This is a genomic window from Mesorhizobium sp. P3_B5 (genome assembly GCF_056402815.1).
On sequence record NZ_JBFUGR010000009.1, the window covers coordinates 194,261 to 205,104 of the forward strand.

A 10,844-nucleotide genomic window follows, 5' to 3' on the forward strand; every position below is an offset into this window, starting at 1 on the left:
GTCAAAAACTCGTCGGCTTGTCGATGATGGATTTGTGCTTGCCGAGATTGCCGTGAGCGACCATCGAGCCGAGCGCCTCGACGACAACCCGCACACCAAACAGCGCCGTGATGTCCGACGTGTCGTAGGGCGGCGACACCTCGACCACTTCCAGTCCGCAGATGCCGGGCGCCGAAACGAGCCCGAGCAGCTTCAGCGCTTCGCGCGGCAGGAAGCCGCCTGGCTCCGGCCAGCCCGTGCCGGGCACGAAACCGCAATCGATGCTGTCGACATCGAAGGAGATGTAGACCGCGTCGGTGTCCTTCCATGCGAGCTCGAGCGCGATCTCCGCCGCCTTCTCTAGTCCCATCTGTTCGATGTCGGAAATCGTCAGCACGTTGGTGCCGCGCTTCCTCGCCTCGGCCACGCCGTAGCGGGGCACCTGCCAGCCGCCGATGCCGAGCTGCACCAGATTGGTGGCCGAGACGTTCGGCAGGTTGGTCGCCCAGTACCAGGGCGTGGTGTGCATGCGCTCGTCGAGATCCTTTTCCTGGATGTCGATGTGGCGGTCGAAATGGATGATGCCGATGCGTTTGGAGGTCACGTCGGCAATGCCGCGCACGCACGGAAATCCGATCGAATGGTCGCCGCCCAGCATGATCGGCAACGCGCCGGACGAGGCGACATGGCTGACGCCCTTGGTGATCTGGTCGAAGCTCTTTTCGAGATTGGCGGGGATGGTGAAGACGTCGCCGGCGTCGCACAGGGTCATCTGCTCGCGAAGGTCGACACCGAGCTCGTAATTGTACGGCGTGTAGAGCGCCGAGATGCGGCGCATGCCTTGCGGTCCGAAGCGGGTTCCGGGCCGGTAGGTGGTGCCGCTGTCGAAAGGAATGCCCATGACGGCGGCGTCATATCTGCCGACATCGCGGACATTCTCGACATAGGGCGCCTTGAGGAAGGTGTTGATGCCGGCGAAATGCGGCAGCTCGCCGCGTGCGAATGTCGGGATCGACTTGTCGATGATCGAATCCGATCCCGGCAGGCCCATGTCCAGCGCCCATTTCTGTTCCTTGCGCCAGCCGTCCTCGGGCAGCTTGCCTTCCGCCTCGATCGACTTCCAGCCCTGCATGTCGCGGATTTCGAAGTTCGGATGGTGGAATCGCTGGCGTGGCTGGCTATCGGTGAGCCCGGCGCGGCGGTGCCGGCGTTCTGGGATGTCTGTGTGCATCAAAAAACCTCCTTCACGACGCCGTCGTCGCAATTGCGCTATCCAGTCGGGTCGTCCCGACCATCGCGGCCACTTTGGCCACGTCTTGTGCGGAAGCCCGGTTCTTGCGGTCGAGCTTCAGATCGTAGGTGATCGTCGCGCCATAGGCGGACGGGAACTGGGGGTCGTGGCGGACCTTGTCGAAGACGAGCACGCGGGTGCCGAGCTTGAAGGCCTCGCCGATATCGTGGGTAACCATGACGACGGTCATGCCGTGCTCGGTCCACAGCTCGGTCAGCAGTTCGTGCATCTCGACACGAATGCCAGGATCGAGCGCGCCGAACGGCTCGTCGAGCAGCAGGATCTGCGGTCGGCCAAGCAAGGTCTGGGCGATCGCCAGCCGCTGCTGCATGCCGCCAGAGAGTGAAGCCGGATAGAGGTCGCGCGCATGGGCGAGGCCGACGCGCTCCAGCATGGTTTCGGCCTGTTGCCTGGCGCTTCTACGCCTGGCGCCGAAGACGCGGCCGAACGGCCCGCCGGAGCGAAAGTCCTCGACCAGCAGCAGGTTCTGCATGGCGGTCAGATGTGGAAACACCGAATAGCGCTGGAAGACGATGCCGCGTTGCGGCGTCGGTTCCGGCACGATCGGCCGGTCGCCGACGACGACCACACCGCCGCTCTGTTGTTCCTGGCCGAGCAGGATGCGCAGGAAGGTCGATTTTCCGCAGCCGCTGGCGCCGACCAGCGACAGGAACTCGCCGGCCTCGGCGGTGACATTGACGCGCTCCAGCACGCGGGCATCGCCGTAGCTCTTCTCCAGCCCATGGACGACGATGCGGCTCATCTGTTTTGCACCGGATGAGCCCAGGGGGAGATGAAGTGGGAAAGCCGCACCAGCAGCCAGTCGGTGATGACGGCAAGCAAGGTGATCCAGGCGACGTAAGGCAGGATCACGTCCATCGATAGATAGCGGCGAACGAGGAAGATGCGGTAGCCCAGTCCCTCGGTCGAGGCGATGGCTTCGGCCGCGATCAGGAACAGCCATGCCGGTCCCAGCGCCAGCCGCACGCAGGTGATGAGGCGCGGCATGATTTGCGGCAGCACCAGCCGGAGCACCATGGTCCAGCTGTTGCCGCCGAGCGTCTGCGCCTTGGCGACGAGTTCGGGCGGCAATTCCATCACCCGGTTGGCGATGTCGCGCACCATGACCGGTGCGACGCCGACGGCGATCAAGGTGATCTTGGCGGTTTCGCCGAGGCCAAGTGCGATGAACAGGATCGGCAGCAGCGCCAATGGCGGGATGACGCAGACGACGGTGACAAAGGGCAGCAGAAAGGCCCTGACGCGTGGGATAAAGCCGATGGCGACGCCAAGGCAAAGTGCGGCGAGCGTGGCGACACCGACGCCTGCGAACAGCCTGATCAGACTGGCAAACGTGTCGGCCCATAGAATCAGGTCGCCGGAACGCTTGTCCGGCACCGTCGCCAGGTCGAAAAAGGCCGACCACATCTGTGCCGGGGAGGGCAACAGCTTGTCGCTGGGATTGACGGCCAGTCTCTGCGCCGAAGCCAGGAGATAGGCGATCGCCACGGCGGCAAACGGCAGCGCCCCAAGCAGCAGGGCTCCGCCGCGCGAGACCGTCGCGTTGATGAGGCGAAGCCGCACCCTCGGCCTGCGCCGGGGCGGGGGCGCGACGTCAATCCCCGTCTCGGGCACAGTGTTCATGGTGCCGGTGCCTCTGGCCAGCATGTCGCGCCCTACAGCGTTCCAGCCGCCGCCAGGGCCATGTAGGCCGGATCGAAACGCAATTTGAGGTTCTTGGCGTCGCCCAGCGTCGAGCCGTCGGGGAAGCTCATGCCGATCACGTCGACGCTCGGTGCATTGGTGCCGAGAATGCCGTGGCTGAACAGGAAGTTGCGGACCAGATCCATCGTCTTCGGCAGTTCGGTGCCGTTGGTGAATGCGACCGCCTTGGCCGGCTCGAAGAACATCGCCGTCGATGCAAGCTGGGCGTCGAAGCCGGCAAGATCCGTACCCGATGCCTTGGCCATCTCTTCCTTGGCCGCCTTGCCCTCGGGCGTGCCGGAGGTCATCAACGCCATCGCTTCGTACCAGGCGCCGACCAGCGCCTTGCCGAGAGCCGGATTGTCCTTCAGCGTTTCGGTGTTGACGACCATCATGTCGATGATCTCGCCGGGAATCTGCGTCGAATCGAACACTTTGTGGGCGCCCGGCATGGCGGCAATTTCGGAGACCAGCGGATTCCAGGTGACGACGGAGGTGACGTCGCCGGTGCCATAAGCAGCGACCATGTCGGCGTCGGACGTGTTGACCACGGTGATGTCCTTCTCGGCCAGCCCGACCGTGTCCAGCGCGCGCGCCAGCAGATAGTGCGAGACCGAGAGCTCGACGAGATTGACCTTCTGGCCGGCAATGTCCTTGAGCGCCGACTTGTCCTTGAGGATGACGGCGTCGTTGCCGTTGGAGAAGTCACCGACGATCAGTGCGGTGGTATCGACACCACCACCGGCCGGAATGGACAGCGCGTCCATATTGGTCATCGAGCAGCCGTCAAAGCCGCCGGCGGTGTACTGATTGATGCTTTCGACATAGTCGTTGATGCGGGTGATCTCGACATTGATGCCGTATTTGTCGGCCCATTTCTTCATGATGCCGCTGTCGGAGAGATAACCCCAGGGCATCCAGCCGACATAGATCGACCAGCAGATCTTGAAGTCCTTCTTAGGCGCCGCTTGCGCGGCCGAGATGAAGGGAAGGCTGAGTGTCGCGGCGAGGATGATTGCGGCCAGCTTGCGAAGCATTGCGTACCCCTGTTTGCGATCCGGATTGCGCCCGGACGTCTGTTGGGGGTTCACGGAGCGCGCATCCGGGAGAGGTTCGCGCCAGCAAACCCGTGCAGGGTTCTCCCGGGATTTTGGCCCGCCGTGTTCCGCCGGATGCTTCAATGCACCCCTGGCGGTCGCGTCTCTTGGACCAGCGCCGTGGTCGACACGGCCGGAACCCTAGACGCTCTGCACATCAACAACGAAGCAAGGGGCGTGCCAGTCCGGGAATGCCGGCCTGAGGCCGTTTTCTCCCGGATCTGAAGGCAATCGCATCATCGGATGGCGCAAAAATCATCGCAGCGCCGTCAGATTAGGCAAACGGATGCGCACGGTGCCTGAGCCTGGGCGGCCGCTTGGCAGCCGGCGAGCAGCAAGCCAGGGAGCGCGCCAGGTCGTTCTCCGGGCAGGAGGAGGAAGATAGCCGGCGCCGCAGGGGGCGGGGTTGGGATTGGGGTTTCCCGAAGCGCCGGCCAAGCGGAAATCAAGTCCGCTGCAGGACCAAGCTAACAGAGGTCGGGCCAGTTGATATAGCGTGATCGCGGAACTGGCGGAGAGAGCGGGATTCGATTTTCGGCCGCAAGCCAAGCAAACCAAGGCTTTCAGCAAAATATTTTTACACAGAATGCTGCGGCGCGGACATGAGCCGGCCGCACCCTTTGCCACCTGAGAAGATTCGTCGCGATCGTCTCGGAGTTAGTTGTGAAGGTGCGACAATTGAAATCCAGTTTCGTGTTCGACGCCGGATAGCTGCGATTCCGCTGACCGGAACATGTCTTCGAACTGCAGCTCGCTTTCAAACACCACGCCGCCGACGCTGATAGCCAGGGCATCCTCGGTTCCTTTTGGCGCGAAATAGACTTGCGCCACGCGGGTCCGGATACGCTCGCCGATTTCCTTGGCATCGTCTTCCGTCGCGCCGGGGAGAAACACTCCGAACATGGACGTTCCGATGCGACCGACCAGATCTTCCTTGCGCACCGATGATTGGATCGTCGCGGCTATCAGCCGTAAGGCTTCGTCTCCCCAGCCGAGACCAAAGCGCAGATTGATGGACCTGATATGTTCGGGGTGGATGACCAGGAAGGCGCCCGACCTCGGACCCGGCGCTGACGGTCTTGTTGTTCGCCTTTCAACCATCGACGTGAAGACCGCCCCGTTCAGGCAGCCTGTCAGGCTGTCAAAGGTCGCCGATTTGTTGAGTTCCTGTCGATAACGACGGCTCTCAATCTGCTTCAAACCAATGAATAGAAAAAGCGGGACGCCAACGGCGACAGGCAACAGAACTGCCGTGATCATGCTGCGGCCAAATGGCGTCAGCCCTTCGGCGAACAACAGCAGATAGTTGAGGACAAGAGAAACGCCCAGAATTCCCGCAGTTCCGAGAAAGGTCAGCCATGCGACGCCTTTCCATGCCTGGGCGGAGGTGTTCGCCATCGCTTTTGTCACTAACCGATCTCCTGTCAGATAGGCTGGTATAAGGCCGGTTAGTTACAATTTTGGCTTGAAGAAACAATAAAATTTGATGAATTGGCCCGAATTGCCTCTAACCAACTGGCCACAAGGCAAGAAGGCAAGCTGATACTGCTCAGAGGAAAATTGCGCGCCCTGGCAGTTAACAAGATCATCGGTGTCACCTGAACAACCGTCGCACGGTTCCCTTGTCCGGCTGTGTTGCTCCAGCTCCGTCCGGTGATGGTGGCATGGAGGTTCAAAAGGACGAGCTGACTATCGAGGCGGGCCGAATATGCCCATCTCCGCGCGCCTGGCCGTCGCCTCCGCCTTGCCGTAGATGCCGCTCGGCAAGGCCGTCGCCCAGCCGTTGGAAACAAGCCAGGCGCCGACGTCCTGCTTGCCCAGCCTGCATGGTGCGGCAATGGTAAAACGGTCGATTTCCGGTGGCACGAAGCATTTAAGCGCCCGGCCGCGCAGCCAGGAATTGAAAGCTGCGCGTGCACGCTGACCGCATGGCCAGGAGGCGACATCGTGAAGCGAGCAGGTCTTATCCGGATCGACGCTCTGGACTCCACTGATGACCACCGTCCGACCCATGGATTGGAAGATCGCGGACGACGTGGCAATCGGACGGTAAAGCAGGATCTCGCGCCAATCGTCCGGCATCGGCGTTTCCGGGGGCATAGCCAGGCCAAGGTCACTCAGAGGCGGACGCGGCTCAACGCGCTCGATCTCCGACGGGTCGAGTTGCGGCGGAGCGATGAAGTTTTGAGCAATCTTGCGCGCGGGTCCACGCCGTTGAGCACCGGCAATGGCCGCGACCGGTCGGGTTGCCTGCTTGCCGTCAAGAGCCCGAGGCAGCGCCGGGAGAGCCTGATCAGCCGAAAACAAGGCCTTGGCCTGGATGATCAGCAAGGCTCCGCCCATAAGCAGGAGGCTTCCGAGCGCGATTACCAGGTGGTTTCGGCCCAGCCTGGCCATCAGCTCGAGATGGTCCCAAAGGCTTCTTTCCGGTCAGAAACCGGACGTCGATTTGGCGACCAGTTTGAGCGCACCCTTTTGAACCTGATAAAATGGCATCGATCGTTCACTGGACCCATCCGCCCGAAACCGAAACAGGCCTGTCGATCCGCGAAACCCGCTCGGATTTTCGAGAACCTGCTTGCTGAAGCCACCAGGCCCGACTGCGCTGGCAATTCCCGCGGTCAAGGCAACCATATCATAGGCGTAGGCGACATTGGTGTCGGCAGGGTAATTGTAGGTCGTCTTGAAACGGTCTGCGATCGGCCCGGTTTCGCTCGGATCGAGCGTGGCGATATAGGCACCCTCGAACAGCGGTTCCATCGGATATTCCAGCCAGCGGTTGGTTCCGACGACTGCGATTGCCTTCCCCGGAATGCCTTTCGATTTCAACGCGGCAAGGATCTGCGACGGGCTGTCGTCGCCGCTGGCAACGATGACCGCGTCGGGCGTGTCCACGAGCGAGCCCAAGTCGGCGACCGCCTTGGTGCCGCCGTCGCCTGCCGAATACGGCAGTGTGACCGCCAGCGTCGCGCCATAGATGCTGAGGCTGTTGGCGACGCGCTTTTCAACGGCGCTGGCATTTGCGCCGGCTTCGACGAGCAGCACAAACTTCTTCAAGCCTTTCGCCGCGATGCCTGCGGCCCCCGCGGCCGCGCTGTCGGCCTCGCTGAGACACACGGCATAGACGCCCGGACCACCGGCGAAATTGTCGGCGAGCGCCAGGACCGGTGGCCGCGTCGACCCCGACAGTTTGGCGATGTGCTGGGCCGCCGGCAGTTCGGCAGGGCCGATAACGACTTTCGACCCCGTCGTGATCGCCTTCACGGCCAAATCGCTGGCGTGCGCGCTGTCACCTTTGGTGTCCTCGACCGTGACCGTGAGCAGTGCATTGCCAAGATCCGCCATCGCTAGCTTGGCGCCATCGAGCATCTTCCTGCCGTTTTCCCCCTCGGTTCCGGCAGCGGACAAAGGCAGCAGCATCGTAATTTTCGTTGACCCCGTGCCGAGCGACTGGGTCGCCTGGGCCGGACCGGCAACGGCGCCGCCGGCCTGCGCTCCGGGCGCGGCAATCGCAGCCGGGTCGAGAGCATCGGAAACGCTGCCTTTCGACTGGCAACCCGACATTAGTACAGCGAGTGCAAATGCGATCGCCCCTGTCCGCAGACAACGGACCTGTCGGCCAGCTTGCATGAATGCTCCACCCTATATGCCGCCGGGTGCTCTTCCCGGTCTGATCGTCAACTCATCCTACGGCGGACTTGCATCGCCGTCTCGTAATTCCTGGGTCATGGTTTAGCCGTCGAAGAGCCGGCCTCTGAGCGCCTTGATCCGGCTCGCTAGCCCCGCACTTCGATAATCAGCGCATTTCATGTATCGCGGCCCGGGAACGAACACCCGGCGCACGCAAACCCTTTTTCCCTGGGGAGGGGCGCTGTCGTCGCCTCCGGCCGAAAATGCGGAGAAGCCGAATGTCGCCACCGGCAAAGGCCCCGTCACCTCAAAACCTTCCCTCACCAGGATTGCACGCGCGCGCCGGCAGTAGCGGACCGAAAGTGCCGAGAACCGGCTTTCATTGTGCCCGGCGCGATACTTCATGACTGTCGTGCACAGGTCGCCGGCGGCGATCCTGTTCGCCTGCGCAAGATATCTTACGCCGAGCGCGATGTTGGTTGCGGGCAGGCCGAGTTCATCGAGCGAGCCTCGAAAGCCGAGCATTCGCGCCGTTGCCGGCATCACCTGCATCAGGCCGACTTCGCCGTCGGCGCCCTGCACGTCGGGATCGAATCCGCTCTCGATTTCCATCACGGCATGCGCCAGCACCGGCTCCAGGCCGTAGATCGATGCCTGACAGCTGGCAAACGCCTTGAACGTCTCTCGTGTCCATTGCGTGGCGGCATCACAGCGAACGGGCAGTGTCGGATGAGACGGTTGGTATCTCCCGGCCAACGGTCGTTCCAACCAGTTGGCGTGGGCTTGTGTGGCAATTTGGCTAAAACCAACCAACGCGATCGCACCAGCGATCGCGCCCAAGATTGGTCCGTCGGCCATCATTGTCAGCCAGCCGGCGCGCCTTTGCCCTTCCGGTCAGTGCATGTACTCGACCATGCGATCGTGAAAACACTCGCATTTGTTGAGGGTATCTTCGTCTTTGTAATTCGTCTTCAGGTAGCCGTAAGCCATGCCGCAGGCGACCTTGGCCTCCGATGCCCAGACGAAGACGGGCCGGGACGAATTGATCCATTCCGAGCTGTTGGCGGCGGCAACCGATTCGTCCATCAGCTTCACCACCTGCTCCTTCAGATCGACGATGTTGTCGTTCAGCACCAGGTTGGACGTCCCCACGGTGCGGCAATAGTCGACCGACGGACCTTCGATGATGTCGGCGGCATAGCCCGTCGACCCGACTGCCAGCAACAGCGTCGCAGCGGAAACCAGCAGTCTTGCAGAACGTTTCATGATGAGCTCCCCTCAATATTCCTAATATGTAACATAGTCGCGTGGCCGCGCGCTATGCCGTTAAACCACGTTTGCCGTCGTCGTGTGCTGGGCTATGCCGTCGTCGTAGAGCAGCGTGATGGTGTTGGACACAGGATGGTTGGTCAGCGTGGCTACGTCGACGAAATTGGCGCCGCCGGTCGTGCCGTTTGCATCGACGCTGAGCGTTCCGGTCGCCGCATCGTAGTTGACGAAGTCGCCGACATTGGCCCCGCCAGGTGCCGTGTCGAACAGGGCGGTCAGATCGATCTTGTCGCCATGCCCGCCGACACCGCTGTAGTCGACGATAAGGTCCTTGATGTCCAGGCCATCGAGCTTGAACGTATCGGCTCCCGCTCCGCCGGTCATGGTGTCCTGGCCGAGACCGCCGATGAGAAGGTCGTTGCCGTCGCCACCGCTGATCAGGTCGTTACCGGCTCCGCCGCTGAGGAAGTCGTTGCCGCCCCGGCCAATGATGACGTCATCCCCGCCATTGCCGTTGAGATTATCGATGCCGGACGTTCCATAGATCTGGTCGGCCAGCGTCGCGTCGCCGTTCACCGTGATCCCGGGATCGCCAGGATCATGCGAGAAGAACGAGAAGTTGACGTTGCGGGCTTGCCAGTTGCCGCCGTTATTGTCGAAGTAGGACAGGGTCCAGGTGTCACCGGCTGTCGGCGGATGCGCGGTCAGGTAGCTGGCAAGCGTCGTAGCGGTGGCATTGCCGGCGGCGTCCAGAAGGAAGATGTGGTCGTAGTCGACCGTAGCCTTCATCTGGCCTGTTGTCGCATCGTAGAACCAGGTCTGCTCGAATGTTCCGGCGGTCAGATCGTCTTCGACGACGGCGAAGTGATTGGTGCCGATTCTGATTTCTACCTGAACCTCCTGTTCGCGATGAGAGCCGGCGCTGCCGTCGTTGAAGGTTCCGGGGTCTCGTTCGCCGACGGGAATAGGTATCGTATTCGGCTGCTGTTGGAAGTCGGTATAAACCACCACCGTCGCACTATGTGGATCTGCCAGGATCGCGTTCACTGTCGCGGCCGACAGACCAAGCGTCGTCACCTGATCATTTCCCGACGTAAGCGGGCTGCTGCCGTTGCCGATCTGTGACGTGTCGCTGGGCAGGCTGTTCGGCGGCACTTCGTGGATGCCGACCGTCTGCGCGACGTGGGTGTGGCCGTCATAGACGTCCAGCGACAGGTTGTTGTTGACCGTGTCAGTTTGCGATGCGGTTGGCCGATAAACCAAGTCGTCCAGCAGGTTGATGCTGCCGGACGGATTGTAGAGCACCGTGCCGGCTGTCAGGGCAACATAGGTCACGCCGTTGAAATAGAACGTGCCTGTTGGGATCGTTCCGGTGGCGGTGACAATGAGGTTGTCCCCATCCGCGTCTGTCGGGATCGAGACCAGCAGCGGATATCCATTCGGGTAGCTGGGCGTGCTGAGCGTCTGCTGCGCCGGGTCGCTCGACATCCAGTTCTGGGTGTTTGCAACGACCGGTGCGTCATTGATGTCGGCCAGGTTGATGGTCAGCGTCGTCGTCGACAAGTCGCCGTCGCCATCCTTGATGGTGTAGACGAACACGTCCGTCGTGTTCGCGTTGATGCTGTGGGCCGTCGACTGGTAGGTGTAGGAGCCGTCGGCGTTGAGATGCAGCGTGCCGTGCAGGCCGGCAATGTTGGTGCCGGCGCCGGTGATCACCGCCGTCGTGGTGTCGGCGCCCGCGGCGCGCACGCCGACCACGCCGCCAGCGGCGGCAAAGCCGTCGGCGCCAGCCACGTCGTTGGCCAGCACGCCCGCCGCCGCCGTCACGGTCAGCAGCGCGCCTTCGTTGACGTTGTTGGAGTTGGCCACCGCCG

The 10,844-nt window shown here is 62.3% G+C and carries 10 protein-coding genes and 1 riboswitch; all 10 genes read right to left on the minus strand.

Going from position 1 to position 10,844, the window contains the following annotated elements; all coding sequences use genetic code 11:
* Nucleotide 1: 1 nt before the first annotated feature.
* Entirely contained in the window at nucleotides 2–1,210 is a 1,209-nt protein-coding gene (locus AC1DVW_RS22435; protein WP_477325960.1) for an agmatinase family protein, read from the minus strand.
* Nucleotides 1,211–1,223: 13 nt separating this feature from the next.
* Nucleotides 1,224–2,033, minus strand: a complete 810-nt coding sequence (locus AC1DVW_RS22440) for an ATP-binding cassette domain-containing protein (protein ID WP_477249126.1) — start codon at nucleotides 2,031–2,033, stop codon at nucleotides 1,224–1,226.
* Nucleotides 2,030–2,854, minus strand: a complete 825-nt coding sequence (locus tag AC1DVW_RS22445) for an ABC transporter permease (protein ID WP_477325962.1) — start codon at nucleotides 2,852–2,854, stop codon at nucleotides 2,030–2,032. Before AC1DVW_RS22445 ends, AC1DVW_RS22440 begins: the two co-directional genes overlap by 4 nt.
* Before the next feature lie 92 nt (nucleotides 2,855–2,946).
* A complete protein-coding gene (locus tag AC1DVW_RS22450; protein WP_477325964.1) occupies nucleotides 2,947–4,011 on the minus strand; it encodes a putative urea ABC transporter substrate-binding protein in 1,065 nt (354 codons plus the stop codon).
* 100 nt (nucleotides 4,012–4,111) lie between these two features.
* Nucleotides 4,112–4,227, minus strand: a riboswitch (guanidine-I (ykkC/yxkD leader).
* A gap of 501 nt (nucleotides 4,228–4,728) precedes the next feature.
* A complete protein-coding gene (locus AC1DVW_RS22455) occupies nucleotides 4,729–5,481 on the minus strand; it encodes a GGDEF domain-containing protein (protein ID WP_477325966.1) in 753 nt (250 codons plus the stop codon).
* Between the two features lie 279 nt (nucleotides 5,482–5,760).
* Nucleotides 5,761–6,468 (minus strand): thermonuclease family protein, encoded by a 708-nt coding sequence (locus AC1DVW_RS22460; protein ID WP_477325968.1) that lies wholly within the window; start codon nucleotides 6,466–6,468, stop codon nucleotides 5,761–5,763.
* Nucleotides 6,469–6,501: 33 nt separating this feature from the next.
* Nucleotides 6,502–7,701, minus strand: a complete 1,200-nt coding sequence (locus AC1DVW_RS22465) for a type 1 periplasmic-binding domain-containing protein (RefSeq protein ID WP_477325970.1) — start codon at nucleotides 7,699–7,701, stop codon at nucleotides 6,502–6,504.
* Between the two features lie 102 nt (nucleotides 7,702–7,803).
* On the minus strand, nucleotides 7,804–8,541 hold the full coding sequence (locus AC1DVW_RS22470) for a lytic transglycosylase domain-containing protein (protein WP_477325972.1): 738 nt from the start codon (nucleotides 8,539–8,541) through the stop codon (nucleotides 7,804–7,806).
* A 54-nt stretch (nucleotides 8,542–8,595) separates the two neighbouring features.
* Nucleotides 8,596–8,967, minus strand: coding sequence for a hypothetical protein (locus AC1DVW_RS22475; RefSeq protein ID WP_477271446.1), 372 nt, complete (start codon nucleotides 8,965–8,967; stop codon nucleotides 8,596–8,598).
* A gap of 60 nt (nucleotides 8,968–9,027) precedes the next feature.
* The coding region (locus tag AC1DVW_RS22480; protein WP_477325974.1) for a VCBS domain-containing protein at nucleotides 9,028–10,844 on the minus strand (1,817 nt) is incomplete at its 5' end.

What these genes read in the sequence shown, in the direction of transcription:
- AC1DVW_RS22435 (WP_477325960.1), bottom strand. Translation starts at nt 1,210, where the DNA reads ATGCACACAGACATCCCAGAACGCCGGCACCGCCGCGCCGGGCTCACC.
- AC1DVW_RS22440 (WP_477249126.1), bottom strand. Translation starts at nt 2,033, where the DNA reads ATGAGCCGCATCGTCGTCCATGGGCTGGAGAAGAGCTACGGCGATGCC.
- AC1DVW_RS22450 (WP_477325964.1), bottom strand. Translation starts at nt 4,011, where the DNA reads ATGCTTCGCAAGCTGGCCGCAATCATCCTCGCCGCGACACTCAGCCTT.
- AC1DVW_RS22460 (WP_477325968.1), bottom strand. Translation starts at nt 6,468, where the DNA reads ATGGCCAGGCTGGGCCGAAACCACCTGGTAATCGCGCTCGGAAGCCTC.
- AC1DVW_RS22465 (WP_477325970.1), bottom strand. Translation starts at nt 7,701, where the DNA reads ATGCAAGCTGGCCGACAGGTCCGTTGTCTGCGGACAGGGGCGATCGCA.
- AC1DVW_RS22475 (WP_477271446.1), bottom strand. Translation starts at nt 8,967, where the DNA reads ATGAAACGTTCTGCAAGACTGCTGGTTTCCGCTGCGACGCTGTTGCTG.